At 70.1% G+C, this 26,496-nt stretch carries 27 protein-coding genes and 1 tRNA gene; 17 read left to right on the top strand and 11 right to left on the bottom strand.

The annotated features are described in order from the left end of the window. Nucleotides 1-16 precede the first annotated feature (16 nt). The 4 genes from J2X46_RS10225 (at nucleotide 17) to trxB (ending at nucleotide 4,458) form a co-directional block, all read left to right on the top strand. Complete coding sequence (locus tag J2X46_RS10225) at nucleotides 17-1,939, top strand: protein kinase family protein (RefSeq protein WP_310249783.1); 1,923 nt, start codon at nucleotides 17-19, stop codon at nucleotides 1,937-1,939. Then, entirely contained in the window at nucleotides 1,936-2,604 is a 669-nt protein-coding gene (gene sigM, locus J2X46_RS10220) for an RNA polymerase sigma factor SigM (RefSeq protein WP_310249781.1), read from the top strand. The genes J2X46_RS10225 and sigM overlap by 4 nt, the downstream gene beginning before the upstream one ends. 41 nt (nucleotides 2,605-2,645) lie before the next feature. Next, nucleotides 2,646-3,353, top strand: coding sequence for a hypothetical protein (locus J2X46_RS10215; RefSeq protein WP_310249779.1), 708 nt, complete (start codon nucleotides 2,646-2,648; stop codon nucleotides 3,351-3,353). A 91-nt stretch (nucleotides 3,354-3,444) separates the two neighbouring features. Then, the gene (trxB, locus tag J2X46_RS10210) at nucleotides 3,445-4,458 is read left to right on the top strand and encodes a thioredoxin-disulfide reductase (RefSeq protein ID WP_310249778.1); all 1,014 of its coding nucleotides are present in this window, start codon (nucleotides 3,445-3,447) and stop codon (nucleotides 4,456-4,458) included. Here trxB and J2X46_RS10205 read toward each other — a convergent pair. Further along, nucleotides 4,427-5,038, bottom strand: a complete 612-nt coding sequence (locus J2X46_RS10205) for a hypothetical protein (RefSeq protein WP_310249776.1) — start codon at nucleotides 5,036-5,038, stop codon at nucleotides 4,427-4,429. The genes trxB and J2X46_RS10205 overlap by 32 nt on opposite strands. Continuing rightward, nucleotides 5,035-5,481 (bottom strand): MarR family transcriptional regulator, encoded by a 447-nt coding sequence (locus J2X46_RS10200; RefSeq protein ID WP_310249774.1) that lies wholly within the window; start codon nucleotides 5,479-5,481, stop codon nucleotides 5,035-5,037. The genes J2X46_RS10205 and J2X46_RS10200 overlap by 4 nt, the downstream gene beginning before the upstream one ends. A 199-nt stretch (nucleotides 5,482-5,680) precedes the next feature. Here J2X46_RS10200 and trxA point away from each other — a divergent pair, with 199 nt between their 5' ends. Then, nucleotides 5,681-6,004 (top strand): thioredoxin, encoded by a 324-nt coding sequence (gene trxA / locus J2X46_RS10195; RefSeq protein WP_310249772.1) that lies wholly within the window; start codon nucleotides 5,681-5,683, stop codon nucleotides 6,002-6,004. A gap of 1 nt (nucleotide 6,005) precedes the next feature. Here the strand turns inward: trxA and J2X46_RS10190 are convergent, their stop codons facing one another. Continuing rightward, entirely contained in the window at nucleotides 6,006-6,650 is a 645-nt protein-coding gene (locus J2X46_RS10190) for a GNAT family N-acetyltransferase (protein ID WP_310249770.1), read from the bottom strand. Between the two features lie 43 nt (nucleotides 6,651-6,693). On the opposite strand from J2X46_RS10190, the gene J2X46_RS10185 reads away from it, so the two are divergent. Together J2X46_RS10185 and J2X46_RS10180 are read left to right on the top strand one after the other, a co-directional pair. Then, nucleotides 6,694-7,908, top strand: a complete 1,215-nt coding sequence (locus tag J2X46_RS10185) for a pyridoxal phosphate-dependent aminotransferase (protein WP_310249768.1) — start codon at nucleotides 6,694-6,696, stop codon at nucleotides 7,906-7,908. Between the two features lie 81 nt (nucleotides 7,909-7,989). Then, on the top strand, nucleotides 7,990-8,769 hold the full coding sequence (locus tag J2X46_RS10180) for a lysophospholipid acyltransferase family protein (protein WP_310249766.1): 780 nt from the start codon (nucleotides 7,990-7,992) through the stop codon (nucleotides 8,767-8,769). Nucleotides 8,770-8,910: 141 nt separating this feature from the next. On the opposite strand, the gene J2X46_RS10175 is transcribed toward J2X46_RS10180, so the two are convergent. From J2X46_RS10175 to rpmH, 8 genes are all read right to left on the bottom strand, one after another. Then, nucleotides 8,911-9,909, bottom strand: coding sequence for a ParB/RepB/Spo0J family partition protein (locus J2X46_RS10175; protein WP_310249765.1), 999 nt, complete (start codon nucleotides 9,907-9,909; stop codon nucleotides 8,911-8,913). Next, nucleotides 9,906-10,844, bottom strand: a complete 939-nt coding sequence (locus tag J2X46_RS10170; protein ID WP_310249763.1) for a ParA family protein — start codon at nucleotides 10,842-10,844, stop codon at nucleotides 9,906-9,908. Before J2X46_RS10170 ends, J2X46_RS10175 begins: the two co-directional genes overlap by 4 nt. A 213-nt stretch (nucleotides 10,845-11,057) precedes the next feature. Beyond that, complete coding sequence (gene rsmG, locus J2X46_RS10165) at nucleotides 11,058-11,795, bottom strand: 16S rRNA (guanine(527)-N(7))-methyltransferase RsmG (protein ID WP_310249761.1); 738 nt, start codon at nucleotides 11,793-11,795, stop codon at nucleotides 11,058-11,060. Further along, entirely contained in the window at nucleotides 11,792-12,367 is a 576-nt protein-coding gene (locus J2X46_RS10160; RefSeq protein WP_397214096.1) for a protein jag, read from the bottom strand. Before J2X46_RS10160 ends, rsmG begins: the two co-directional genes overlap by 4 nt. 62 nt (nucleotides 12,368-12,429) lie before the next feature. Beyond that, nucleotides 12,430-13,392 carry a membrane protein insertase YidC gene (gene yidC / locus J2X46_RS10155; RefSeq protein WP_310249757.1) on the bottom strand — a complete coding sequence of 321 codons (963 nt, stop codon included), beginning with the start codon at nucleotides 13,390-13,392 and terminating at the stop codon, nucleotides 12,430-12,432. Beyond that, nucleotides 13,393-13,647 carry a membrane protein insertion efficiency factor YidD gene (gene yidD, locus J2X46_RS10150; protein ID WP_310249755.1) on the bottom strand — a complete coding sequence of 85 codons (255 nt, stop codon included), beginning with the start codon at nucleotides 13,645-13,647 and terminating at the stop codon, nucleotides 13,393-13,395. Then, a complete protein-coding gene (gene rnpA, locus J2X46_RS10145; RefSeq protein ID WP_310249754.1) occupies nucleotides 13,644-13,997 on the bottom strand; it encodes a ribonuclease P protein component in 354 nt (117 codons plus the stop codon). Before rnpA ends, yidD begins: the two co-directional genes overlap by 4 nt. 25 nt (nucleotides 13,998-14,022) lie before the next feature. After that, nucleotides 14,023-14,160 (bottom strand): 50S ribosomal protein L34, encoded by a 138-nt coding sequence (gene rpmH / locus J2X46_RS10140; RefSeq protein WP_011758123.1) that lies wholly within the window; start codon nucleotides 14,158-14,160, stop codon nucleotides 14,023-14,025. A gap of 505 nt (nucleotides 14,161-14,665) precedes the next feature. On the opposite strand from rpmH, the gene dnaA reads away from it, so the two are divergent. The 10 genes from dnaA to J2X46_RS10090 all read left to right on the top strand — a co-directional run bounded on the left by dnaA (nucleotide 14,666) and on the right by J2X46_RS10090 (nucleotide 26,488). Continuing rightward, a complete protein-coding gene (dnaA, locus tag J2X46_RS10135) occupies nucleotides 14,666-16,099 on the top strand; it encodes a chromosomal replication initiator protein DnaA (RefSeq protein ID WP_397213769.1) in 1,434 nt (477 codons plus the stop codon). A gap of 407 nt (nucleotides 16,100-16,506) precedes the next feature. Next, nucleotides 16,507-17,643, top strand: coding sequence for a DNA polymerase III subunit beta (gene dnaN, locus J2X46_RS10130; RefSeq protein WP_310249747.1), 1,137 nt, complete (start codon nucleotides 16,507-16,509; stop codon nucleotides 17,641-17,643). A 59-nt stretch (nucleotides 17,644-17,702) separates the two neighbouring features. Next, nucleotides 17,703-18,659: a phosphogluconate dehydrogenase (NAD(+)-dependent, decarboxylating) gene (gnd, locus tag J2X46_RS10125; RefSeq protein ID WP_310249746.1), complete on the top strand. Its 957-nt coding sequence runs from the start codon at nucleotides 17,703-17,705 to the stop codon at nucleotides 18,657-18,659. A gap of 8 nt (nucleotides 18,660-18,667) precedes the next feature. Then, entirely contained in the window at nucleotides 18,668-19,804 is a 1,137-nt protein-coding gene (gene recF, locus J2X46_RS10120) for a DNA replication/repair protein RecF (RefSeq protein ID WP_310249744.1), read from the top strand. Further along, nucleotides 19,794-20,339, top strand: coding sequence for a DciA family protein (locus J2X46_RS10115; protein WP_310249743.1), 546 nt, complete (start codon nucleotides 19,794-19,796; stop codon nucleotides 20,337-20,339). The genes recF and J2X46_RS10115 overlap by 11 nt, the downstream gene beginning before the upstream one ends. Nucleotides 20,340-20,718: 379 nt before the next feature. Beyond that, on the top strand, nucleotides 20,719-22,827 hold the full coding sequence (gyrB, locus tag J2X46_RS10110) for a DNA topoisomerase (ATP-hydrolyzing) subunit B (RefSeq protein WP_310250710.1): 2,109 nt from the start codon (nucleotides 20,719-20,721) through the stop codon (nucleotides 22,825-22,827). A gap of 61 nt (nucleotides 22,828-22,888) precedes the next feature. Next, entirely contained in the window at nucleotides 22,889-25,600 is a 2,712-nt protein-coding gene (gyrA, locus tag J2X46_RS10105) for a DNA gyrase subunit A (protein WP_310249741.1), read from the top strand. 3 nt (nucleotides 25,601-25,603) lie between these two features. Then, nucleotides 25,604-26,164 (top strand): DUF3566 domain-containing protein, encoded by a 561-nt coding sequence (locus J2X46_RS10100; protein WP_310249739.1) that lies wholly within the window; start codon nucleotides 25,604-25,606, stop codon nucleotides 26,162-26,164. An 83-nt stretch (nucleotides 26,165-26,247) separates the two neighbouring features. Beyond that, nucleotides 26,248-26,321: transfer RNA gene (locus J2X46_RS10095), tRNA-Ile, on the top strand. A gap of 41 nt (nucleotides 26,322-26,362) precedes the next feature. Continuing rightward, nucleotides 26,363-26,488, top strand: coding sequence for a DLW-39 family protein (locus J2X46_RS10090; RefSeq protein ID WP_310249737.1), 126 nt, complete (start codon nucleotides 26,363-26,365; stop codon nucleotides 26,486-26,488). Nucleotides 26,489-26,496: the final 8 nt, after the last annotated feature.

Raw genomic sequence — 26,496 nt, 5'->3', positions numbered from 1 at the left:
GGGGAACGAGGTGAGCATGTCGACGTCGATGCAGGCCGGCGACGTGCTGGCCGAGCGCTACCGCCTCGACGACCTCCTGGCCGAGAACGGGTCCGGTCGCTTCTGGCGCGCGCACGACCTCGTGCTGCACCGGGCCGTTGCCGTGCACATCCTCGGCGCCGACGACGAGCGCGCCGAACCGCTGCTCGAGGCCGCCCGCCGGGCCGGGCCGGTCATCGATCGCCGCCTCCTCCGCGTGCTCGACGCCGAGGTGGCCGACGACCGGTGCTACGTCGTCAACGAGTGGGGCCAGGGCGACTCCCTCGACATCCTCCTCACCCGCGAGGGCCCGCTGGCGCCGCGGCGTGCGGCCTGGATCGTCGGCGAGGTCGCCGAGAGCATCGCCGAGGCCCACGCGGCCGGGCTCGCGCACGGCCGGCTCACGCCCGAGAACGTCCTCATCGACCAGCACGGACAGGTCCGGATCATCGGCTTCGGCGTCGAGGCGGCCCTCGCCGGGCTGGCGCCGGGGCGGATCAGCGTCGACGAGATCGACCTGGCCGGGCTGCTCTACTGCGCGCTGACCGGCAAGTGGGCCGGCGTCTCGCGCTCGGCCGTGCCCGCGGCGCCCGAGGTGCACGGGGCCGTGCTGCGCCCGCGGCGGGTCCGCGCCGGCATCCCCCGTCCGCTCGACAACCTCTGCGACCAGGTCCTCAACCCTCACGCGACGGCCGGCGCCGATCCGGTCCACCACAGCGCCCGCGCGATCTCCGACCTGCTCCTGGCCTACGTCGGCGACGTCACCAGCACCCAGATCCCGCTCCAGGGACCCCGCCCGCAGGCCGCCCCGCGCCCCGAACCAGCACCCGAGCCTGCACCCGTCGCGGTGACCGAGCCGGAGCCCTCGCCCGAGCCGACGCCTGAGCCCGTCGACGAGAGCACGGCGGAGAGCCCGGTCGAGGACGCCACCGAGGTCGCCGAGGCCGCTGCGGTCGTCGAGGAGCCGGCCCCCTCCTCCACCGACCTCCCCACCCAGGCCGGGATGCCCGTCTTCCACGACGATGACGAGGTCGACTGGCTGCGCGCCCGCTCGGAGAAGCCCGCCCCGCCACCGCCGCTCGTGGAGCCGCCCCCGCGGCCGCTCTTCGCGCCCGATCCGCCCGAGGGCGAGCCCGTACGCCGACCGCGTCCGGGCAGCAAAGCGGCCACGGCCGGCCAGCAGGCCGGCAAGGACTACTGGCCGTGGGACGCCTCGCAGGACGGCCGGCCGGTGTCCCGCGACACCGGCGGGTGGAGCTCGGGGTCGTGGACGGAGGACCGCTGGTCCACCGGCGAGGGCCTCGACGACACCGGCGACCAGGTGCCGGGCCGCAGCTGGATCCGGCTGGCGATGATCGTCGCGGTCTGCCTGCTCGTGATGGTGGCTGTGGTCGCGGCCTACCAGCTCGGCCTCAAGCCGTCGGTGCCCGGCTCGGACGACGAGCCGAGCACCACGCCGAGCCCGACCGCTGCGGCCCCGACGCCGTTCACCGGCCTGAGCGCCGACGACTTCGACCCGCAGGGCTCCGAGCCGCGCGAGGAGAACCCCGACCAGGTCCCCAACGTGCTCGACGGCGACCCGGCGACCACCTGGACCACGTCGTCGTACCTCCAGAACTTCGGTCCCGGCGGGCTCAAGACCGGAGTCGGTCTGGTCATCGACCTCGGCGCCACCAAGGGGGTGCGCCAGGTCGTGGTGACCACCGAGGGCCAGACCTCGCTGGCGGCCTACGTCACCTCGACCGCGCCGACCGGCATCGCCGGCCTCAGCCCGGTCGGCACCGCCTCGGGCGACGGCGAGCTGAGCATCGACCTCGACGAGGCCGTGTCGGGGCGCTACGTCACCGTCTGGCTCACGCTGCTGCCCCGCGTCGGCGACGACTTCCGCGGCACCATCGCCGAGGTGCAGGTGCTCGGGTGACGACTCCCGCGAGCGACGAGCGCTCCGACCAGGCGCTGCTGCGCGCGCACGTCGACGGCGACGCCGAGGCCTTCGGCGTGCTCTTCAGCCGGCACCGCGACCGGCTGTGGGCGGTCGCACTGCGCACCATGGGCAATCCCGAGGACGCCGCCGACGGGCTCCAGGACGGCATGATCGCCGCCTTCCGCCGCGCCGGCTCCTTCCGCGGCGAGGCCGCCGTCACCACCTGGCTGCACCGCGTCGTGGTCAACGCGTGCCTCGACCGGTTGCGGGCCGCCAAGATCCGCCGCCTCGAGGCGCTGCCCGACGACGTCGAGGACCGCGGCACCCTCGTGGCCACGGCCGAGCACGACGACCAGCCCGACGCCGCCGCCGAGGACGCCGAGCGGCGCCGCCGCGTGCTGGCCGCGCTCGCCACCCTGCCGCCCGACCAGCGCGCCGCCCTCGTGCTGGTCGACATGGAGGGCTACCCCGTCGCCGAGGTCGCTGAGATGCTGGGCTGCGCCGAGGGCACGGTGAAGTCGCGCTGCTCGCGCGGGCGCGCCAAGCTGGCCGACCTCCTGCTCGACCTCCACCAGCCGCCGGGTGACCCGCCTCACGGGAACCCGCCCCCGGACGGTCCCGTCCAACCCATGCTCCGGGAGCGAGGGCCACCCGCGCCCTGACCCCCGACCACCCGTTCCCGCACGCTCGAGGAGGTGACCCGATGACCGACTCCCCCGACCTGACGCCCGAGCAGGACGCCGTACGACGCTTGCTCGCCGATGCGCGTCACGACGGCCCCACCCCTCCCGAGGTCGTCGCGCGCCTCGACGAGACCCTCGCCGCCCTGGTCGCCGACCGTTCGACTCCTGCCCCCCAGGCGCCCGTCGTCGACCTGGCCTCCCGCCGGCGCCGCCGGATCGGCACGGGCGTGCTCGCCGCTGCCGCCGTCGTGGTGGCCGGCGTCGCGCTCGGCCAGGTGCTCCCGATCGGGCAGGGCTCCGACGACTCCGGCTTCAGCGCCGACAGCAGTGCCGGGGGCAGCGCCGACCGCGACTTCGCGGCCGAGGACGACGCGGGCGGCGACAGCTCCGCCGGAGCCGAGATGGCACCGCAGAACAAGTCCGCGTCGCCGTCGCCGCTGGCCTCGCAGCCCACCCTGTCCAGCAGCGACGCGCAGCTCGACGAGGAGGTCGAGGCGCTGCGCTCCACGACGGCGTCGTCCTCCGCCCTCTCCGACCGGCGTCAGATGCTCGACATGATGCGCACCTGCGCGCTGCCTGAGGTGCGTGGGCGCCGCGTGGCCGTGGAGGTCGACGGCCAGCAGGGCCTGGTGGTGTTCGAGCGCCCCGACGGCGCCGCCCAGGACGTCGCGATCTACGTGTGCGGCACGCCGGAGCCGGTGCGTACGCTGACGCTGCCCGCCCCCTGAGCCGGTCCGGGCCCGGCAGGAACAACGCTGGCCTACGATCGGTTGAGCACGTCGTACGACGCAATCGATCCAGCAGGAGTGACTGACCCCCATGAGCGACACCCACGAGACCCGCAACGTCATCATCATCGGCTCGGGACCCTCGGGATACACCGCGGCCGTCTACGCGGCCCGGGCCTCGCTCAACCCGCTGGTCTTCGAGGGCTCCGTCACGGCCGGTGGCGCGCTGATGAACACCACCGAGGTGGAGAACTTCCCCGGCTTCCGCGACGGCATCATGGGTCCGGCCCTGATGGACGAGATGCGCGCGCAGGCCGAGCGCTTCGGCGCCGAGCTGGTCGCCGACGACGTGGTCGAGGTTGACCTCACCGGTGACATCAAGGTCGTGAAGACGGCCACCGACACCTACACCGCGCGCTCGGTGATCCTCTCCACGGGCTCGAGCTACCGCAAGCTCGGCCTCCCGCGCGAGGAGGAGCTCTCCGGCCGCGGCGTCTCGTGGTGTGCCACCTGTGACGGTTTCTTCTTCCGCGAGCAGGCGATCGCCGTCATCGGTGGTGGCGACTCCGCGATCGAGGAGGCCACCTTCCTCACCCGCTTCGGCTCGAAGGTCTACCTGATCCACCGCCGCGACGAGCTGCGCGCCTCGAAGATCATGCAGGAGCGCGCCTTCGCCGACCCCAAGCTCGAGATGGTGTGGAACTCCGAGGTCGCCTCCATCAACGGCGCCGACAAGCTCGAGTCGATCACCCTGCGCGACACCGTCACCGGCGAGGAGCGCCAGCTCGACGTCACCGGCATGTTCATCGCGATCGGCCACGACCCGCGCTCCGAGCTGCTGACCGGGCAGGTCGACCTCAACGACGACGGCTACGTCCTCGTGGACCACCCCTCGACCCACACCAACCTGAAGGGCGTGTTCGCGGCCGGCGACCTCGTCGACCACCACTACCGCCAGGCCATCACGGCCGCCGGCACCGGTTGCGCCGCCGCCCTCGACGCCGAGCGCTACATCGCCGCCCTCGACCACGCGGCGTCGACCGCGGGTGACGCGGCGGCCACGGCCGAGGTGCTCACCGAGACCGTGCAGACTGCCGGCGCCTGAGCAGCTCGGCCACCTCGCGCGGCTCGTCGACCCACAGGCCGACGGCCGCCGGCGTGATGTCGCCGTGCGGGGACGCGATCGTCGTACCCTCCGCGAGGGAGAGCTGGAGGTTGGTGCGCCCCGACACCAGCACCAGCAGCCGGTCGTCGACCACCCGCACCGCGCGGATGCCTGACTCGTCGACGTCGGCGACGCGCACCTGCGTGATCGCGTCGAGGGGTACGACGACGTCCGTGCGCGCCGCGTTGCGCACGTGCAGCACCTCGTCGGTGACCAGGTGGGGGCGCATCCGGTAGGACGCCATCAGGCCGAGCATCCAGACAAGGCCCCAGATCCCGAGCACCAGGAACGGGATCCGGAGGAAGGTCAGCCACCGGCTGAGGATCAGGTCGAAGGCGACCACCTCGACGGTCGAGCCGAAGATGAAGAGCCAGACGACCGGCGTCACCAGCCGCGCGTACGGCACCGGGGTGGCGCCGGCAGGCACGGCGGGTCGGCGGGCGATCCAGCGCAGCAGCTGGCCGTAGAGCGCGAGCTCGGTGGCGAGGGCCTCCCGGCCGAGGGTGAGGGCGCGCCTCATCGGGCGGCCTCCGCTGCCATCAGCCCCGCGAACCGCTCCACCGTCGCGCCGAGCACCTCGTCGAAGGTCGTGAGCCGCTCGGGTGCGACGTCGCCGAAGAGGCGCCGGGCGAGGTCGTCGTGGGACTCGACCAGCTCCCGGATGGTGCGGGCGCCCTGGGTCGTCGGTGTGACGAGGGTGGCGCGGCGGTCGGTCGGGTGCGGCTCACGCGTGACGTGGCCGCTGGCAACGAGCCCGTCCACCAGGCCGGTGACGTTGCGCGGCGTGACGGCCAGTGCGCGAGCCAGGGCCTGCTGGGTGCTCGGCCCCGCCTCACCCAGCACCCACAGCAGGTGCACGCGCGGGGTGGTCAGCCCCGCCTCCCGCTCGAAGCGGGCCAGGTCGGACTGCACCAGCGTGGCCAGGTGCAGCACCCGGTCAAGGACCTCCGTCGCCTGTGTCATGTAGTGAAGGTACTTCACAATGTGGTGGCTTCTGCACTTCGCTCGGTAGTCCAGTGGCGAATGGTCGTCCAGAAGCCCGTCCGACGACCGTTCGTCACTGGACTACCCCGGCACCGGCGAGGTCGGGAACAACTGTCCGTGGGGTGGTGTTCACTGATCACAACCCCATGACACCGACTTCCTGAAAGGGGCAACCGCAGTGGCCGACATCGCCGCCGTGACCGACGCCGAGTTCGAGGCGCAGGTCCTCAAGTCCGACAAGCCCGTCCTGGTGGACTTCTGGGCGGAGTGGTGCGGCCCGTGCCGCCAGGTCGCCCCGATCCTCGACGAGCTCAACAAGGAGCACGGTGAGAAGCTCACCTTCCTGAAGATGAACGTCGACGAGAACCCCGTCACTCCCTCGTCCTACCGCGTGACCGGCATCCCGACCATCAACGTCTACCAGGGCGGCGAGGTCGTGAAGTCCATCGTGGGCGCCAAGCCCAAGGCCGCGCTCCTCAAGGAGCTCGAGGGTCTGATCTGACCTAGTCGCCCGAGGCGGCCCGCACCGATCCGATCGGGCGGGTCGCCTTGTGCGTGGGGCGCACCGCCCCCCACATCCGCTCCAGCGCCAGCTCGACCTCGTCCTTCCAGCTCAGCGCGGTCCGCAGCTCCATCCGCATCCGCGGCGTCGTCGGGTGTGCCCGCTGGGTCTTGAAGCCCACGCTGCCGAGGAAGTCCGCCGGCAGCACGCAGTGGTCCGCGTGGCCGCGGGTGTCGCCGTACGCCTCGATGGCGGTGTGGCCGCGCTCGACCAGGTCGGCGGCCATCGCCTGCACGAGCAGGCGTCCCAGTCCCCCGCCCCGCATCGACGGCTCGACCCACGCGGTTGCCGCGAGGATCGCGTCGGGCGAGGTCGGCGCGGTGGGCAGCGCAGCCGCTCCCGGCAGCCGGGCTGCGGGGGCGTACAGGATGTACGCCGCCGTCCGCCCCTCGAGGCGTACGACGCGTCCGCACGAGCCCCAGTCGCGCAGGACCCCGGAGACCCAGGCCTCCTTCTGCGCGATGCGCTCGGCCTCGTCGAGGCGCGCCCGGTCGACGGGCGCGAGCTCCCAGAAGACGCACGCGCGCACGGGGTCGGCCAGCTCCGCGAGGTGGTCGACCGTCAGGCGCGCGGTCTTGCGGGACACGCCATCGATGCTAGCGCCGAACGGGGCCTGCGAAGATGAGGTCGTGCGCCAGATCCGACAGAGCAAGAAGCTGCAGGGAGTCCGCTACGACGTGCGCGGGCCGATCCTCGTCGAGGCACAGCGGCTCGAGGCCGAGGGCCACCGGATCCTCAAGCTCAACATCGGCAACACGGCACCCTTCGGCTTCGAGGCGCCCGAGCAGATCCTGGCCGACATGATCCACCACCTGCCGCAGGCGCAGGGGTACGCCGACTCGCAGGGCATCTGGTCCGCGCGGACCGCGGTCATGCACTACTACCAGTCCCGCGGGCTGCGCGACGTCGGCGTCGAGGACATCTACATCGGCAACGGCGTCTCCGAGCTGATCTCGATGGTGCTGCAGGCCTTCGTCGACGACGGCAACGAGATCCTGGTGCCGGCGCCGGACTACCCGCTCTGGACCGGTGCCGTGACCCTGGCCGGCGGCATCCCGGTGCACTACCGGTGCGACGAGGAGGACGACTGGAACCCCGACCTCGCCGACATCGAGTCGAAGATCACCGAGAACACCCACGCGCTCGTGATCATCAACCCCAACAACCCCACGGGTGCGGTCTACAGCGAGGAGACCGTCAAGGGGCTCGTCGACATCGCCCGGCGCCACCAGCTCGTGGTGATGGCCGACGAGATCTACGAGAAGATCCTCTTCGAGGACGCCGAGCACCACCACGTGGCGGCCTACGGCGGCAACGACGTGCTGTGCCTGACGTTCTCCGGCCTCTCGAAGGCCTACCGGGTCTGCGGCTACCGCGCCGGCTGGGTGATGATCTCAGGCCCCAAGGAGCTCGCCACCGACTTCCTCGAGGGCCTCACCCTCATCGCCAACATGCGCATGTGCGCCAACGTGCCCGCGCAGCACGCGATCCAGACCGCGCTGGGCGGCTACCAGTCGATCGAGGAGCTCATCGGCCCCGGCGGCCGCTTCTACGAGCAGTCGATGCTCGCGCACCGGCTCCTCAACGAGATCCCGGGTGTCTCCAACGTCAAGCCGCGCGGCGCGCTCTACTGCTTCCCGCGCCTGGACCCCGAGGTCTACCCGATCGACGACGACCAGGAGTTCGTCATCGAGCTGCTCCGCGCCAAGAAGATCCTCGTCACCCACGGCACCGGCTTCAACTGGCCCGCGCCCGACCACTTCCGCCTCGTCACGCTGCCCGAGGCGAGCGTGCTCGAGGAGGCCATCGGTCGGATCGCGGACTTCCTGGCGACTCGCCGCTGACGTCGTGCTCCCTCGCGGGTGCGCGGAGTCACGCCCGTGACGTCTGGTGGGGCGTACGTCGTCCTCTCTAGGCTCGCTCCCATGCGCGACGTCACCTACCCGCCGATCATCTGGACGGCCCTCACCGGCTTCAAGGCCCTGGGCCAGACCTTCCAGATGACGGGCACCGAGAACATCCCCCGCAGCGGTGGCGTGCTGCTGGCCTACAACCACATCAGCTACGTCGACTTCATCTACGGCGGCTTCGCGGCCCGTCCGTCGCGCCGGCTGGTGCGCTTCATGGCCAAGCGCGAGCTCTTCGACCACAAGGCCTCCGGCCCGCTGATGCGCTCGCTCCACCACATCGAGGTCGACCGCGGCGAGGGCGTCGCCAGCTTCCACACCGCCGTCGACTACCTCCGGCAGGGCGAGGCCGTCGGGATCTTCCCCGAGGCCACGATCTCGCGGGCGATGGAGCTCAAGGACTTCAAGACCGGTGCCGTACGCATCGCGGCGGAGGCCGGCGTACCCCTCGTGCCGGTGATCCTCTGGGGCACCCAGCGGATGCTGACCAAGGACCACCCGCGCGACTTCTCCCGCGGCAAGACCATCGCGATCACCGTGGGCGAGGCGATGCACCCCACCGGCGACGACCCGGTCGGTGACACGGCCGAGCTGCGCCGCCGGATGACCTCGATGCTGGCCGACACTGTGGCTGCCTACCCGGCCGCCGAGCAGCCCCCCGGCTCGTGGTGGGTGCCGACGTCGATGGGCGGCACCGCGCCGACCCTCGAGGAGGCCACCGCCCTCGACGCCGCGGAGAAGCGCGAGCGCGCCCGCAAGCGTGCCGAGAAGCGGAAGAAGCGACAGGGCGACAAGTAGACCCGTCGATAGGTCGATCTATCGCTTTGTCGACATTTAGGTCGCTGTCTGAGCGTACGCCCTCGTTCCTCGGTCGTGTCGCTTGCTCAACCTGGCCCAGCCCACGCCGACCGCTCGTCCCTCGCGGCCGGGCTGCTCGTCTCAGATCGGTCGGTCGTTGCGGTTGCGCGGGTCCATGATGTCGACGATGCGGCGCAGGTCGTCGAGGCTGGCGAACTCGACCGTGATCTTGCCCTTGGCCTTGCCGAGGTCGACCTTCACCCGGGTCTCGAGCCGGTCGGAGAGCCGGTCGGCCAGCTCGGCCAGGCCGGGGGCGACGGGCTTCTTGCGGAGCACGCGGGGGGAGTCGTCCTCCTCCACGCCCATCGAGACGATCTCTTCGAGGCCCCGCACCGAGATGCCCTCGGCGGTCACCCGAGCGGCGAGCTTGTCCTGCAGGCCGGCGTCGTCGACCGTGAGCAGCGCACGGGCGTGGCCCGCGGACAACACGCCCGCCGCCACCCGGCGCTGGACGGCCGGGGAGAGCTTCAGCAGCCGGAGCGTGTTGGAGATCTGCGGACGCGAGCGGCCGATGCGCTGGGCGAGCTCCTCGTGGGTGCAGCCGAAGTCCTCGAGCAGCTGGCCGTAGGCGGCCGCCTCCTCGAGCGGGTTGAGCTGCGAGCGGTGGAGGTTCTCCAGCAGCGCGTCGCGGAGCATGTCGTTGTCGTCGGTCTCGCGCACGATGGCGGGGATCGTGTCGCGGCCGGCCTCCTGGGACGCGCGCCAGCGGCGCTCGCCCATGATCAGCTCGTACGAGTCCTCCCCCGACTTCCGTACGACGACCGGCTGGAGGAGGCCGACCTCGCGGATCGAGTGGACCAGCTCGGCGAGCGCCTCCTCCTCGAAGACCTGGCGCGGCTGGCGCGCGTTGGGCCGCACCTGGGCGATCGGCAGCTCGGCGAAGTAGGCGCCGGCGACCGTGCCTCCCGCCACCTCACCAGCGACCGTGGTCTCGACCGAACGCTGGGTGCCGTTCGACGTGGCACCCTGGGACGACGCGGGCGCCTGCGCAGTCTCGGCCGTCGGCGGCTGCGACGGTGCCGTCGGGATCAGCGAGCCCAGGCCTCGTCCGAGTCCACGACGGGGCGGGTTGGCGTTCATGCTGGAGCTCCCTTGCTGGCGATCTCGCGGGCGGCCTCCAGGTAGGAGAGTGCACCTGCCGACGCCGGATCGTAGGTCATGACCGTCTGGCCGTAGGACGGCGCCTCCGACACGCGGACCGAGCGTGGCACCGCGGTCTTGAGGACCTGGTCACCGAAGTGGCCCCGCACCTCGTCGGCCACACCGGCAGCCAGGCGGGTGCGGGCGTCGTACATGGTGAGCAGGATGGTCGACACGATGAGCTGCGGGTTCAGGTGCTGGCGCACCATCTCCACCGTCTCGAGCAGCTGTCCCAGTCCCTCGAGGGCGTAGTACTCCGCCTGGATGGGGATGAACATCTCGCGCCCGGCGACCAGGGCGTTGAGGGTGAGCAGACCCAGGGACGGCGGGCAGTCCACGAAGACGTAGTCGAACCGGTCGTCACCGACCTCGTCGGCGGACCCGACCAGCGGGTGGGCAGCGATCGCCTTGGCCAGACGCTGCTCACGGGCGACGACGCTGACGAGCTCGATCTCGGCACCCGCGAGGTCGATGGTCGCGGGAACCACCCACAGGCCGGGGAGGTCGTCACACTCGGTCATCACGTCGGCGAGGGGCTGGCCGTCGACGAGCATGTCGTAGGTGGACGGAACGCCACGATGGTGGTCGACACTCAGCGCGGTGGACGCGTTGCCCTGGGGGTCGAGGTCGATGACGAGCACCTTCTGTCCCAGCTGGGCCAGCCCGGCGGCCACGTTGACCGTGGACGTCGTCTTGCCCACGCCGCCCTTCTGGTTGGCCACCACGAAGACGCGGGTGGCATCGGGCCGCGGGACTCCCTGCCGGCGCAGCCCGCCCGTCCGAGCGAGCACCGAGTGCTGCGCAGCCTGGGCGAGCGGGGTGGCGTGATCGTGGAAGTCCGGGCCCTGGTCAGCGATGTCGGCGGCCGTCCGCACCTGCCACGCCGGCCTGGTTTCACGTGAAACGTCGCCGAACGGCGTTTCACGTGAAACACCCGCCCCAGCAGTCTCCTGTGGAGAACCTGGTCCCTCCTGTGGAGAAACGCGCTCAGCAGGCGTAGACGAGTCGGTGGAAAACTCCGTGGGGGAGTCGGCGGCGGGACGCCAACCCACGCCCTCGTTCGGACCCTCGGTCACCTCAGACACCTCTCACTTGGCTGCACGCCGGTCGCGCTTGTTCTGGCGACGCTTGGCATCACGGGCGGAATCACGGGCAAGGGGCCAACCTATCCGGGCTGGATCGGCCCATGGCACCCGCACCACCGTGGTGGGTGGGTCCACCACTCCGGTACCCACTTCGAACACGTCTGGAACCCCACACCGCCAGGTGTGGAGGAACGCAGCGGCCTCCGCGATCTCTTCCCGGACGGACTGGCCCTTCATCGCCACCAGCGCGCCGGTGGGGGCGACCAGGGGCATCGACCACCCGACCAACCGTTCCAACGGGGCAACCGCTCGCGAGGTCACGACGTCGAAGGTCTTCGCTCCGTGGAGATCCTCCGCCCGACCCCGGACCACCGTGACGTGCGACAGGTCGAGCTCTGAGACGACCTCCTCCAGGAAGGTCGTACGGCGCAGCAGTGGTTCGACGAGAGTCACCCGCAGATCAGGGCGCGCGATGGCGAGGACCAGTCCGGGAAGACCGGCACCCGTGCCGATGTCACAGACCGTGGCGTCGTCCGGGATCGCCTCGGACAGCACCGCAGAGTTCAGCACATGGCGCTCCCACAACCGGGGTGCCTCACGCGGGCCGATCAGCCCGCGGAGCACTCCTTCGGTCGCCAGGAGCTCGGTGTAGCGGACCGCCAGTGCCAAGCGGTCGGACGCGAACACCCTCCGCGCCACCTCGGGCACGGAGGGTGTTTCACGTGAAACGTCGTCGCTCACGCCGGGAGGATCACCACGTGGCGCTTCGGCTCGGCGCCTTCGGACTCAGAGGTCAGGCCGGCCGCGGCGACAGCGTCGTGGACCACCTTGCGCTCGAACGCGCTCATCGGGTCCAGGGAGAGGGACTCGCCCGACTCCTTCACCTCGGCGATCGACTTCTCCGCGAGCGCGACGAGGCGGGTGCGCTGCTCGGCCCGGTGGCCGCCGACGTCGAGCATCAGGCGCGAGCGCTCGCCGGTCTCGCGGTAGACCGCGAGGCGGGTGAGTTCCTGGAGTGCCTCCAGCACCTCTCCGTTGCGCCCGACGAGCTGGCTCAGGTCGGCGCCACCGATCTGCACGCTCGCGCGATCGCCCTCGACGTCCATGTCCAGGTCGCCGTCGAGGTCCGCGATGTCGAGGAGCTCCTCGAGGTAGTCCGCGGCGATGTCGCCCTCGCGCTCGAGGCGCTGCACCTTCGACGGGCGCGCGCCCTTGTCGTCGGTGGTCTCGGCCGCGCCGGCCTCGTCGGCCTCCACGGCGTCGGTGTTCTCGGTGTCGACACCCTCGGCGTCGGTCAGCTGGTCACTCACGATGTGTCTCCTGCTCTCGTTCTGCGTCGACGGCACCGCACGCGGCCCGCCGTGAAAGGTCTGGGTCAGCGCTTCTTCTTCTTGTTGCTGCTGCCGCCGCTGCGCTGCGCCTTCGTCTGGCGCTGCGGCTGCTGGCGCTGCGGCTTCGGCTGCTCCTCGACGACGACCGGCTCGGCAGCGGGCTGGCCCGCGGGGACCTTTCCCTTGGCGCGGTCGCGCTCTTCCTTCGCCTTGGCGGCGGGAGTGCCGGGAGCGGGGTTGTTGCGGATCACGTAGAACTGCTGGCACATGGTCCACAGGTTGGAGATCGTCCAGTAGACGAGGACGCCGATCGGGAACGCGATGCCACCCACGGCGAAGACGACGGGGAGGACGTAGAGCAGCATCTTCTGCTGCTGGGCGTACGGCCCGGAGAGCGCGTCGGCCGGCATGTTCTTGCTCATCAGCTGGCGCTGGGTCATGAACGTCGTGGCGGTCATCGCGATCACCAGGATCGCCGCGACGATCACCACGCCGCCCTCGCCGCCGGTCAGCGTGCCGGAGACCTTGATGTTGCCGAGGAACGTGGCGTCGCGGAACTGGCCGGCGAGCTCGCTGTCCATGAAGCCGTGCGCCTTGCCCTTGCGGGCGGCCTGGTCGAGCATCCGGAACAGGGCGAGGAAGATCGGCATCTGCAGCAGGATCGGCAGGCACGAGGAGAACGGGTTGGTGCCCGAGTCCTTGTAGAGCTTCATCGTCTCCTGGGCGAGACGCTCCCGGTCGTGGCCGTACTTCTTCTGCAGCTCACGCACCTTGGGCTGGATCAGCTGCATGTTGCGGCTGGACTTGATCTGCTTCACGAAGAGCGGGATCAGCGCGGTGCGCACGACGAGGGTCAGCCCGACGATCGAGAGGATCCACGTCCAGCCACCCGCCGCGTCGAGCCCGAGCGCGGTGAGGCCTCGGTGGAATCCGACCAGGATGAAGGACACCGCGTAGTACAGCGGCGTCATGATGGCGCCGCCGATGGTGCCGAAGAAGTCGAGCACTCATGCTCCTCGAGTTGCGGGTGACTCCGCGGCCGACGTGGCGCGGGAGGGAACGGGGTCGTAGCCGCCGGCGGCCCACGGGTGGCACCGGCCGAGACGTCGTACGGACAACCAGGTGCCGCGCACCGCTCCGTGCACGGTGACCGCCTCGAGGGCGTACGCCGAGCAGCTGGGGTGGTAGCGGCACACCTGGCCGTAGAGCGGGCTGATCGCGAAACGCCACGCGCGGATGAAGCCGATCAGGACGTGCTTCATGAGACGCTCACCCGGTCGAGCGTACGACCCAGGTCGGCGCCGAGGGTCGCGTAGGACGCCTCGGCGGCGGCGGGCAGCGCCCGCACCACGAGAGCAGCACGACCCGGAAGCTCCTCCAGTGCTGGAAGGTGCTCCCGGGTCAGGTGGCGGAGTCGTCTCTTCACGCGATTGCGTGTGGCGGCGTTGCCCACGGCCTTGCTGACCGTGAACCCCACCTGGGGTGGGGCCGGTTCGGCGTCAGCGTCCACCCAGAGGTGGACGACCAACGTGGCCGAGCCGGCCCGTCGTCCGCTGCGGACAGCGCGGCGAAAGCCGTCGCTGTCGGTCAGGCGGTTGACGGTGGAGAGCACGGCGGGCTGCCGTGAGCCCGGGCCGTCAGACGGCCAGGCTCTTGCGGCCCTTGCGGCGACGGCTCGACAGGATGGCGCGACCGGCGCGGGTCCGCATGCGCAGGCGGAAGCCGTGCACCTTGTGACGGCGACGGTTGTTCGGCTGGTACGTACGCTTGCTCACGGCTATTTCTCCGAAGGTTTCGAGGGGTGTCCACTCCACTGCGAGGTCAGTGCTGGCCCACGTTCTGGTGGTTCGGCCGGCACCGCCCACCCACGCGGCCGCCATGTGGCGGATCGTGGACATGCGGCACCCGTCGACACGGAGCGACCGGCCAACGGTACGCGGTGGGGAAACGGGGGGTCAAACCCACGAGCGCCCCCCACGGGACGCCCTGTGGATGACGTCTTGCCCGAGGCGTCGCCCGGTTGTTACGTTCCACCTCTCCGCGGTCTGTGAAAACCACGGTTCGTCCAGGGTTCGCAGCGCGCTGTGACCCGGGTCACACGGTTCTGAATTCCGCCTCTGACCTGCACAAACGCTGGAAGGATCGCCGGCTGGAGCAGGGTGGGGAGCTCGATCAGGACGATCGGGCGGAGCAGTTCACAGCTTGTGGACAACTCTGTGGACTCGGGTGCGGCCCAGCACCCGGTGTGACCTCAGACATGGAACAGCGAAGGCGGTCCGGGTGGACGACCAGCAGGTAGATCTCGGGACAGCGTGGCAGCAGATCGTCGAGGACCTCCAGCCCAACCAGCGCGCCTGGTTGCGCCCGAGCGTGCCGATGACGCTGCACGAGAACACCGCGATCATCGCCGTGCCCAACGACTTCACCCGCAACCAGCTCGAGGGCCGGCTGCGCAACCACATCGAGGACGCGTTGTCCGAGGGCTTCGGTCGCGAGATCCGGATGCTGGTGACGGTCAACCCCGCCCTCGAGTCCGAGGCACAGCCACAGATCGATGAATCGACAGATCGATCTGTTGACATGTCGACAAATGTGGGGGACGCCTTCGAGCCGACCCCAGCGGTCATGGCCGAGCCCGAGCCGCCGCTCAGCAGCGAACGCCGTCCCTCCGCGCTCGAGACCCGGCTCAACCCGAAGTACACCTTCGAGACCTTCGTCATCGGTTCGTCCAACCGGTTCCCCCACGCCGCCGCCGTCGCGGTCGCCGAGGCGCCGGGCAAGGCGTACAACCCCTTGCTCGTCTACGGCGAGTCCGGCCTGGGCAAGACCCACTTGCTCCACGCGATCGGCCACTACGTCCGCAGCCTCTACTCCAACGCGAAGGTGCGCTACGTCTCCAGCGAGGAGTTCACCAACGAGTTCATCAACGCGATCCGCGACGACCGGCAGGACCGGTTCAAGCGGCGCTACCGCGACGTCGACGTGCTCCTGATCGACGACATCCAATTCCTGGAGGGCAAGACCCAGACGCAGGAAGAGTTCTTCCACACGTTCAACACCCTCCACAACGCCAACAAGCAGATCGTGCTCACCTCCGACCGTGCGCCCAAGCGGCTCGAGGCGCTGGAGGACCGGCTGCGCAACCGGTTCGAGTGGGGCCTCATCACCGACGTCCAGCCGCCGGACCTCGAGACCCGCATCGCGATCCTGCGCAAGAAGGCCGCGATGGACCGCCTCACCGCGCCGCCGGACGTGCTCGAGTTCATCGCCTCGAAGATCCAGACCAACATCCGCGAGCTCGAGGGTGCGCTGATCCGCGTCACGGCGTTCGCCAACCTCAACCGCCAGGAGGTCGACATGACCCTGGCCGAGATCGTCCTCAAGGACCTGATCCCCGAGGGCGGCGAGCCGGAGATCACCCACGCGCTGATCATTGCCCAGACCGCGGCCTACTTCGGGGTCTCCCTCGAGGACCTCACCGGCCCCTCGCGTGGCCGGCACCTGGTGATGGCCCGTCAGATCGGCATGTACCTGTGCCGCGAGCTCACCAGCATGTCGCTGCCACAGATCGGTCGCGAGTTCGGCGGCCGCGACCACACCACGGTGATGTACGCCGACCGCAAGATCCGCCAGCTCCTCGCCGAGCGTCGCGCGGTCTTCAACCAGGTCAGCGAGCTCACCAACCGGATCAAGATGCAGGCCCGCCAGGCCTGACCTGTCGTACGACACGAACCACACGTCGCGTGTGGAGAAGTTGTGATTCGAGTCGGCGCTTCGTCCCCAGCCCCTGTGCACTCGCGGGGACGAACGACACGAATCGCCGCGACGTCCACACCCGGGCTCGGCTCGCCCCCACCGCGTCCACACCCGGTGTGCACATGGTTTCGGGCCTCTGACCTGCACGAACACGAGTTGTCCACAGTTTCCACGGACCCTATGACCACTACGAACCTCAAGACTGGTCCGATCTCCCACCAACACTGAACAGACCACCCTCTGGGGAGAACCCTCCCGTCCTGTCGGGACCGCGTGGCAGGATGCTCTTCCCACGCGCCTGCGCGTGTCGTCTTGTGCGCCTCCTGACCTGACCCCTGCACCAACCTCTCCCTGAGGAGACCCTTGTGAAGTTCCGCGTCGAACGCGACGTCTTCGCCGATGCCGTCGCCTGGGCTGCGCGCAGCCTGCCGATCCGTCCGAGCTCGCCGGTGCTGGCGGGCCTGCTGATCGAGGCGAGCGATGCGGGCCTGGTGCTCTCCACCTTCGACTACGAGACCTCGGCGCGCGCCACGCTCACCGCGGAGGTCAACGACGAGGGCAAGGCGCTCGTCAGCGGCCGCCTCCTCGCCGACATCTGCCGCAGCCTGCCGGCCAAGCCCGTCGAGCTGACGCTCGACGGCCCGCGCGTCTCGCTCACCTGCGGCTCGGCGCGCTTCAGCCTCCAGACGATGCCGGTCGCCGACTACCCGACGCTCCCGGAGATGCCGTCCGCCACCGGCACCGTCTCCAGCGCCGACTTCGCCCACGCCGTCTCCCAGGCGGTGACGGCCGCCGGTCGCGACGACATGCTGCCCGTCCTCACCGGCGTCCGGATCGAGATCGACGGCTCCACCATGGCGCTGCTCGCCACCGACCGTTTCCGGCTCTCGCACCGCGAGCTCACCTGGAACCCGCAGTCGCCCGACGAGTCGGTCGCCGCGCTGGTCCCGGCCAAGGTGCTCGGTGACACCGCGAAGTCGCTGACCTCCGGTGCCGAGGTGACCATCGCCCTCAGCGCGAGCGGGGCCGGCGAGGGGCTGATCGGCTTCGAGGGCACCGGCCTCGGCGGCGTGCGTCGTACGACGACGCGGCTGCTCGACGGCGAGTTCCCCAAGGTCCGCTCGCTCTTCCCCGCCGAGCACCTCACCGTCGCGAAGGTCAACAAGGCCGAGCTCATCGAGACCGTCAAGCGCGTCGCGCTCGTGGCCGAGCGCAACACCGCCGTGCAGATGAAGTTCGGCGAGAACCAGATCGTGCTCGATGCCGGCTCCGGCGACGAGGCGATGGCGACCGAGGCCGTCGACGCCGACATCAACGGCGACGACCTGACCACGGGCTTCAACCCGCAGTTCCTCCTCGACGGCCTGACCGCGATCGACGGCGAGTTCGTCGACCTGGCGTTCACCCAGGCGACCAAGCCGGTCGTCATCTCCGGCACCGACGCGGACGACGACACGAACTCCTTCCGCTACCTGCTGATGCCGCGCCGCCTCCTCTCGTAGGTGGTCGAGTAGCCGCGAGGACGAGCGGCGTATCGAGACCCCTGAGGAGATCGGTCTCGATGCACCCGCTCGCTGGCGCTCGCGGGCTGCTCGACCACCGACTGGAGAGGGCTAGGCTCACGCGTATGGACATCGGACTCATCGGCCTCGGCAAGATGGGCGGCAACATGCGCGAGCGCATGCGCCGTGCCGGACTCACGGTGGTCGGCTACGACCGCAACCCCGACGTCAGCGACGTCGACTCGCTCGCGGCGATGGTCGAGGCGCTGCCGAGCCCGAAGGTCGTGTGGGTCATGGTCCCGGCCGGCGACCCGACGCGCGCCACGGTCAAGGAGCTCGGCGGACTCCTCGGCGAGGGCGACGTGGTGGTCGACGGCGGCAACTCCCGCTGGACCGACGACATCGCCAACGCCGAGCTGCTCGCCGAGAGGGGCATCGGCTACGTCGACTGCGGTGTCTCCGGCGGCGTGTGGGGCCTGGAGAACGGCTACGCGCTGATGTACGGCGGCGACGCCGACGACATCGCGAAGGTCCAGCCGGCCTTCGACGCGCTCAAGCCAGAGGGCGACTTCGGCTCCGTCCATGCAGGCAAGGTCGGCGCCGGGCACTTCTCCAAGATGGTCCACAACGGCATCGAGTACGCCATCATGCAGGCGTACGCCGAGGGCTGGGAGCTCCTGGAGAAGGCCGAGCTCACCGACAACGTCACGGAGGTCTTCCGCTCCTGGCGCGAGGGCACCGTCATCCGCTCCTGGCTGCTCGACCTCATGGTCAACGCGCTCGACGAGGACCCGGGCCTCAGCAAGATCGCCGGCTACGCCGCCGACTCCGGCGAGGGCCGGTGGACCGTCGAGGCCGGGATCGAGCACGGTGTCGCGACCCCGGCGATCACGGCGGCGCTCTACGCCCGCTTCGTCTCCCAGCAGGACGACTCCCCGACGATGAAGGCCGTCGCGGCGATGCGCAACCAGTTCGGCGGGCACGCGGTGAAGTCCTCCGGGGAAAGCCCTAGCTAGGTGGGTCCGTGCACGTCGCGCACCTGACCCTGCACAACTTCCGCTCCTACGCCGACATCGACGTCGCGCTGGAGCCGGGTGCCACGGCCTTCATCGGCCGCAACGGCCAGGGCAAGACCAACCTCGTCGAGGCGATCGACTACCTCTCCCGGCTCTCCTCGCACCGGGTCGCCACCGACGCCCCGCTCGTGCGAGCGGGCGCCGACCAGGCGATCGTCCGCGCCTCGGTCGTGAAGGAGGGACGTACGGCACTGCTCGAGGTCGAGCTCAATCCCGGTCGCGCCAACAGGGCGCGGATCAACCGGTCGCCGCTCCCCCGCCCGCGCGAGATCATCGGCCTGGTCCGCACCGTGGTCTTCGCACCCGACGACCTGACCCTGGTCAAGGGAGACCCGTCCGACCGTCGCAAGCTCCTCGACGACCTGCTCGTCCTGCGCACGCCGCGGATGGCAGGCGTCCGGTCCGACTACGACCGGATCCTCAAGCAGCGCAACAGCCTGCTCAAGACCGCCGGCGTCGCGCGCGGTGGCTCACGCGACGCGGCCATGTCGACACTGGAGATCTGGGACGACAACCTCGCGCGCGTCGGCGCCGAGATCCTCGGCGCGCGGCTCCAGCTGGTCGAGGACCTGCGCCCCTACCTCGGCAAGGCCTACGAAGCGGTGGCTCGTGGCGCGAGCCGCGACGACGCCGACCTCGAGTACAAGGCGAGCATCGAGGTCGACTCCTCCACCACCGATCTCCAGCAAGCGCTGCTCGACGCGATCGCGGCGAGACGCAAGGACGAGCTCGACCGTGGCATCTCCCTGGTCGGCCCGCACCGCGACGAGCTGCTGCTCACCCTCGGCAACGCAGACCTGCGGCTGCCGGTCAAGGGCTACGCCAGCCACGGCGAGTCGTGGTCGTTCGCACTCGCGCTCCGCCTGGCGTCGTACGACCTGCTGCGCGCCGACGGCGACGACCCGATCCTCGTGCTCGACGACGTGTTCGCCGAGCTCGACGTCGAGCGGCGCGCCCAGCTCGCCCAGCTGGTCGCCGGCGCCGAGCAGGTGCTGGTCACCGCGGCCGTCGCGGCCGACGTGCCGGAGTCGCTGCGCGGCTCGCGCTTCGTGGTGGCCGACGGGCAGGTCACCCGTGACGAGTGATGAGCAGCCGGAGGTGCCCGGCGACGAGCCGGTCGAGCACCAGCCCGACGGCCTCGACCTCGCCCGCTCCGCCGCGCGCGCCGCGGCCGCGAGCCCGGGCACCCCGGCGAAGCGCCGGCCCTCCTCCTCGCCCCGGCGGCGTACGACGGCGAAGGCATCGGGCGCGCGCCCCGACGACCGCGACCCGCAGCTGCTCGAGAACGCGATGGGGCGCCTGATCGCCCAGCACGGCTGGGAGCTCGACCTCAAGGTGCAGGGCGTCTTCGGCCGCTGGGCCGAGCTGGTCGGCGACGAGGTCGCCGCCCACTGCACGCCCGAGTCGTTCGCCGACGGCCGCCTCGTGGTGCGCACCGACTCCACGGCCTGGGCCACGCAGCTCAAGCTCCTCGCCCCGACCGTCGTACGACGCCTCAACGAGGAGCTCGGCCACGGCACCGTCACCCTGATCGAGGTGCTTGGACCGCACCTGCCGACCTGGACCAAGGGCCGGCTCTCCAGCCGCGACGGCCGCGGACCGCGCGACACCTACGGCTGATCGCCAGACGCGCGATCTGCCGATCTGGGAGCCTCCCGGACGTATGGGGCCCCATCGGACCCCCTGTTCGGCCCTGTGAACGGGCCTCATGAGGCCCCTGACGGCACATTTTCGCGCCGAACCATCCCCAGGCCGGGGTGTGTCCTTCGGTTCAGGGCCGCTCACGGGTAGTATGAGGAGACGAGTCGCACGTCGTGTTGCCACTGCAACCGCAGCGACTCGACTCATGTCGAGCGCGCCCGGTGAGAGATCCGGGGCGATGAGAGAAGGCCGTGCCTTGAGCGAAGAGAATCCCGAGTTCACCGCAGCTCCGACCCCCGATTCCGCTCCCCCCTCAGCACAGCCCGACTCCCCCACCGAGGCCGACCGAGCCGCGGCGCTGGCCGACGCCGTCGAGGCGGCCGAGGACGCCGTCGAGAAGCGGTCCAGCACCGCCGTCGACGAGGGGACGGAGTACGACGCCTCCGCGATCCAGGTCCTCGAGGGCCTCGAGGCCGTGCGCAAGCGCCCCGGCATGTACATCGGCTCGACAGGCGAGCGCGGCCTGCACCACCTGATCTGGGAGATCGTGGACAACGGCGTCGACGAGGCGCTGGCCGGCTTCGCGACCAAGATCTCGCTGACCCTGCAGGCCGACGGCGGCGTGCGGGTCGAGGACAACGGTCGTGGCATCCCCACCGACACCGCGCCCGGCCAGGAGATGCCGGCGCTCACGATGGCGCTGACCATGCTCCACGCCGGCGGCAAGTTCGGCGGTGGCGGCTACAAGGTCTCCGGCGGCCTGCACGGCGTGGGCGTCTCGGTCGTCAACGCCCTCTCCACCCGCCTCGTCGCCGAGGTCCGCAACCGCGGCCACCTCTGGCGCCAGTCCTTCCAGCTCGGCGTCCCCGACGCCGACCTCGAGCAGGTCCGCCCGATGGAGGACGGTGAGGGCACCGGCACCACGGTCACCTGGTACGCCTCCGACGAGATCTTCGAGCACACCAACTACAGCCTCGAGACCATCACCTCGCGCATCCGCGAGATGGCCTTCCTCAACAAGGGCGTCGAGTTCGTCGTACGTGACGAGCGGGCCGACGCCGAGTCGCGCGTCGACGCCGTCGAGGACGACACCATCGACAACGACATCGACAACGCCGGCCACGACGCGATCAAGCGCGCGGAGGGCGGCGGCCTGGAGCAGGTCTTCAAGTACGACCGGGGCCTCGTCGACTACGTCGCGCACCTCAACCGCCGCAAGACCGTCGCCAACGCGACCGTCATCTCCTTCGAGGCCGAGACCGCCGAGGGCGCGACCGGGCAGCACATGAGCCTCGAGGTCGCGATGCAGTGGAACACCTCCTACACCGAGTCGGTCCACACCTTCGCCAACAACATCAACACCCACGAGGGCGGCACCCACGAGGAGGGCTTCCGCGCCTCCCTCACCTCCCTGGTCAACAACTGGGGCGAGGAGTGGGGCCTGATCAAGAAGAAGGAGGACCGGGTCTCCGGGGACGACATCCGCGAGGGCCTGACCGCCATCATCTCGATCAAGCTCGGCGAGCCGCAGTTCGAGGGGCAGACCAAGACCAAGCTCGGCAACACCGAGGCCAAGGGCTTCACCCAGCGCATCATGAACGACCAGCTCGGCGCCTGGTTCGAGGAGAACCCGGCCGAGGGCAAGGAGATCGTGCGCAAGTCGCAGGCCGCGGCCAACGCACGCATCGCGGCCCGCAAGGCCCGCGAGCTCGCCCGCAACCGCAAGGGCCTCCTCGGCGGCGGCGGCCTCCCCGGCAAGCTCAGCGACTGCCAGTCGACCAACCCGGAGGAGTGCGAGGTCTTCATCGTCGAGGGCGACTCGGCCGGCGGCTCCGCGCGCCAGGGCCGCGACCCCCGCATCCAGGCGATCCTCCCGATCCGCGGCAAGATCCTCAACGTCGAGAAGGCCCGCATCGACAAGGTGCTCGCCAACACCGAGGTCCAGGCGATCATCTCCGCGCTCGGCACCGGCATCCACGAGGAGTTCAACCTCGAGAAGCTGCGCTACCACAAGGTCGTGATGATGGCCGACGCCGACGTCGACGGCCACCACATCAACACCCTGCTGCTCACGCTGCTGTTCCGCTTCATGAAGCCGCTGATCGAGCACGGCTACGTCTACATGGCGCAGCCCCCGCTCTACCGCCTGCGCTGGAACAAGCCGGCCGATCACGAGTTCGTCTACTCCGACGCCGAGCGCGACGCGCTGCTCACCGACGGCCAGGCGCAGGGCAAGAAGCTCCCCAAGGAGAACCCGGTCCAGCGCTACAAGGGTCTCGGCGAGATGAACGCCGACGAGCTGTGGGAGACCACGATGGACCCCGACGCCCGCCTGATGAAGCAGGTGACCCTCGAGGACGCCGCCCAGGCCGACGAGATCTTCTCGGTCCTCATGGGCGAGGACGTCGAGCAGCGCCGCTCCTTCATCCAGCGCAACGCAAAAGACGTTCGATTCCTGGACATCTAGGCATCTACCCAGATCTACGAGCTGCCCTAGACACCCCTAGAACGCCAGAGAGAAGCGAAGAATGACTGAGATCCCCACCGACACCACCGGCGGACCGGGCGACGGCGGCAGCGACGACCGCGTGCAGCCCATCGAGCTGCAGACCCTGATGCAGCAGTCCTACATCGACTACGCGATGACCGTCATCGTCGGGCGCGCGCTGCCCGACGTACGTGACGGGCTCAAGCCGGTGCACCGCCGCATCCTCTACGCGATGTACGACGGCGGCTACCGCCCCGACCGCGGCTTCTCCAAGTGCTCGCGCGTCGTCGGTGACGTGATGGGTCAGTACCACCCCCACGGCGACACCGCGATCTACGACACCATGGTCCGCCTCGCGCAGCCGTGGGTGCTGCGCGCGCCGCTGATCAACGGCCAGGGCAACTTCGGCTCGCCGGGCAACGACTCCGCCGCCGCCATGCGGTACACCGAGTGCCGGATGGCGCCGCTGGCCATGGAGATGGTGCGCGACATCGACGAGGACACCGTCGACTTCCGCCCCAACTACGACGGTCGCTCGCAGGAGCCGACCATCCTGCCCTCGCGCTTCCCCAACCTCCTGGTCAACGGCTCGGCCGGCATCGCGGTCGGCATGGCGACCAACATCCCGCCGCACAACCTGCGCGAGGTCGCCGAGGGTGCGGTGTGGGCGCTCGAGCACCCCGACGCCACCAAGGAGGAGCTCCAGGACGCGCTCGTCGAGCGGATCAAGGGCCCCGACTTCCCCAACGGCGCGCTCATCGTCGGCCGCCAGGGCATCGAGCAGGCCTACCGCACCGGTCGCGGCTCGATCACCCAGCGCGCGGTCGTCGACATCGACGAGGACGCCCGCGGCCGCGTGATGCTGGTCATCAGCGAGCTCCCCTACATGGTCAACCCCGACAACCTCGCGCTGAAGATCGCCGAGCTCGCCGACTCGGGCCGGATCCAGGGCATCTCCGACGTCCGCGACGACACCAGCTCGCGCACCGGCCAGCGCCTGGTCATCATCCTCAAGCGTGACGCCGTGGCGCGGGTCGTGCTGAACAACCTGTTCAAGCACACCGAGCTCCAGTCGAACTTCTCGGCCAACATGCTGGCGCTGGTCGACGGCGTGCCGCGCACGCTGCCGATCGACCAGTTCATCTCCAACTGGGTCACCCACCAGATCGAGGTCATCCAGCGCCGGACGCGCTTCCGCCTCGCCGAGGCCGAGCGCCAGGCGCACATCTACCGCGGCCTGGCCAAGGCGCTCGACGCCCTCGACGAGGTCATCGCCCTCATCCGGCGCAGCCCCGACGTCGACGAGGCCCGCGGCGGCCTGATGAGCCTGCTCGAGATCGACGAGATCCAGGCCAACGCCATCCTCGAGATGCAGCTGCGCCGCCTGGCCGCCCTCGAGCGCCAGAAGATCATGGACCGCCTCGCCGAGCTCGAGCGCGTGATCGCCGACCTCGAGGACATCCTCGCCAGCGAGTCCCGCCAGCGGCAGATCGTCTCCGACGAGCTGACCGAGATCGTCGACAAGTACGGCAACGACCGCCGCACCCAGATCATCGCGGCCGACGGCGACCTCTCGATGGAGGACCTGATCCCCGACGAGGAGCTCGTCGTCTCCATCACCCGCGGTGGCTACGCCAAGCGCACCCGCGCCGACCAGTACCGCCTGCAGAAGCGCGGCGGCAAGGGCGTGCGCGGCGCGACGCTGCGCGGCGACGACGTCGTACAGCACTTCATCTCGACCACCAACCACCACTGGCTGCTGTTCTTCACGACCGCCGGCCGCGTCTACCGGACCAAGGCCTACAACCTGCCCGAGGCGGCGCGCGACGCGAAGGGCGGCCACGTCGCCGGCCTGCTGAGCTTCCAGCCCGACGAGGACATCGCCCAGGTGCTCGCGATCCGCGACTACGAGCAGGCCCCGTACCTCGTGCTCGCGACCCGCACCGGCCTGGTCAAGAAGACCAAGCTGGGCGACTACAACAGTCCGCGCCAGGCCGGCGTGATCGCGATCAACTTCCGTGAGGACGACGACGAGCTGATCGGCGCCGAGCTGGTCAACGGCGACGACGACATCCTGCTCGTGTCCCGCAAGGGCCAGTCGATCCGCTTCAAGGCCGACGACGAGCAGCTGCGCCCGATGGGTCGCGCCACCGGCGGTGTGCGCGGCATGAAGTTCCGCGACGGCGACTCCCTGCTGTCGATGTCGGTCATCCGCGCCGCCCAGGTCGCGGCCGAGGAGGCCGTCGAGGGCGACGCCTCGGAGTCCGACGAGGTCAAGGAGCAGTACGTCTTCACCATCACCGACGGCGGCTTCGCCAAGCGCAGCCGGATCACCGACTACCGCCTGCAGTCCCGCGGCGGCATCGGCATCAAGGCGATGTCGCTGTCCAACGAGGACCGCGGCGGCCTGGTCGGTGCGTTCATCGTCGAGGAGGGTGACGAGGTCCTGTCGATCACCAGCAGCGGACAGGTCGTCCGCAGCCCGATCGACGAGAACTTCCGCCCGACCGGACGCTCCACGATGGGCGTGAAGTTCGTGACGCCCAAGAAGGGCGACACGGTCGCCGTCGTGGCCCGGTCGGTCGAGGCCAAGGTCGCCGAGGAGGACGGCAACGGCGACGCCGACGCGCCCGAGGACGGGGCGGCTAGCCCGATCGAGGAATCGCCGGTTGTGGGCGACGGTGCAACAATCGAGGGTCAGGAGGCAGTGAATGCCTCCACCGATACCCCCGACGAGACCACCGAGGAGTGATCCATGTCGGACCGCACCGCGCCCGCCTCTCGTGACGCCGCCCGTCGTCCGTCGGCACCGGAGCCTGCCCGCAAGTCCTTCACCGACCGCGTCCAGGACACGCTCTCCAACGCCGCCCAGGAGCACCGCGCCAACGCGGAGCCCGGGGGCGGCTCGAAGGGGCGCCGCTCGCGGACGCCCGGTCGCCAGCCGCGGCGTGCCCGTCTGCGCCTGACCCGGGTCGACCCGTGGTCGGTGATGAAGACGTCGTTCCTGCTCTCCGTCGCCTTCGGCGTCGTCACCTTCGTCGCCATCTTCATGGTGTGGTCGGTGCTCGGCGCGGCCGGCGTGTGGGACTCGATCAACTCGGCGGTCGCCAGCATCGTCGAGGGTGACAGCGGCAACTCGACCTTCGACGTGACCGACTACGTCGGCATGTCGCGGGTGCTCGGCTTCACCCTGCTCGTCTCGGTCGTCGACGTGGTCCTGCTGACCGCGATCGCCACCCTCACGGCGTTCCTCTACAACCTCGCCGCCGCTCTCCTGGGTGGCATCGAGGTCACCCTCGCCGAGGACGAGAAGTGATCTGATCCCCTCGATCAGCCCTCGATTGGCAACGGTCGAGGCGGGTCAGGTAATCTTCGGCGTCGCCGCTCGTGCGGCAGTGCGGGCCTATAGCTCAGACGGTTAGAGCGCTTCCCTGATAAGGAAGAGGTCACAGGTTCAAGTCCTGTTAGGCCCACTCCATCCCATCTCGACACGTGATCTCGAGGAGAGCTCGGTATGAAGAAGCTCCTGCTGGTCCTGCTGGCCGCCGCCGGCGCCGCGTTCGCGAAGAAGAAGATGGACGAGGGCAAGAACGAGCAGGCCCTCTGGGCCGAGGCCACCGACACCGTCGACAAGGCCTGACGTCCGAC

The organism is Nocardioides sp. BE266, from assembly GCF_031457855.1.
Taxonomy (GTDB): domain Bacteria; phylum Actinomycetota; class Actinomycetes; order Propionibacteriales; family Nocardioidaceae; genus Nocardioides.
This window is presented reverse-complemented; position numbering and strand designations above follow the sequence as displayed.

Bases quoted from the DNA above. Each gene is read 5' to 3' on its own strand.
- J2X46_RS10225 (WP_310249783.1), top strand. From the start codon at position 17: ATGTCGACGTCGATGCAGGCCGGCGACGTGCTGGCCGAGCGCTACCGC.
- J2X46_RS10215 (WP_310249779.1), top strand. From the start codon at position 2,646: ATGACCGACTCCCCCGACCTGACGCCCGAGCAGGACGCCGTACGACGC.
- trxB (WP_310249778.1), top strand. From the start codon at position 3,445: ATGAGCGACACCCACGAGACCCGCAACGTCATCATCATCGGCTCGGGA.
- J2X46_RS10205 (WP_310249776.1), bottom strand. From the start codon at position 5,038: ATGAGGCGCGCCCTCACCCTCGGCCGGGAGGCCCTCGCCACCGAGCTC.
- J2X46_RS10200 (WP_310249774.1), bottom strand. From the start codon at position 5,481: ATGACACAGGCGACGGAGGTCCTTGACCGGGTGCTGCACCTGGCCACG.
- J2X46_RS10180 (WP_310249766.1), top strand. From the start codon at position 7,990: ATGCGCGACGTCACCTACCCGCCGATCATCTGGACGGCCCTCACCGGC.
- J2X46_RS10175 (WP_310249765.1), bottom strand. From the start codon at position 9,909: ATGAACGCCAACCCGCCCCGTCGTGGACTCGGACGAGGCCTGGGCTCG.
- yidD (WP_310249755.1), bottom strand. From the start codon at position 13,647: ATGAAGCACGTCCTGATCGGCTTCATCCGCGCGTGGCGTTTCGCGATC.
- gnd (WP_310249746.1), top strand. From the start codon at position 17,703: ATGCACCCGCTCGCTGGCGCTCGCGGGCTGCTCGACCACCGACTGGAG.
- gyrA (WP_310249741.1), top strand. From the start codon at position 22,889: ATGACTGAGATCCCCACCGACACCACCGGCGGACCGGGCGACGGCGGC.
- J2X46_RS10100 (WP_310249739.1), top strand. From the start codon at position 25,604: ATGTCGGACCGCACCGCGCCCGCCTCTCGTGACGCCGCCCGTCGTCCG.
- J2X46_RS10090 (WP_310249737.1), top strand. From the start codon at position 26,363: ATGAAGAAGCTCCTGCTGGTCCTGCTGGCCGCCGCCGGCGCCGCGTTC.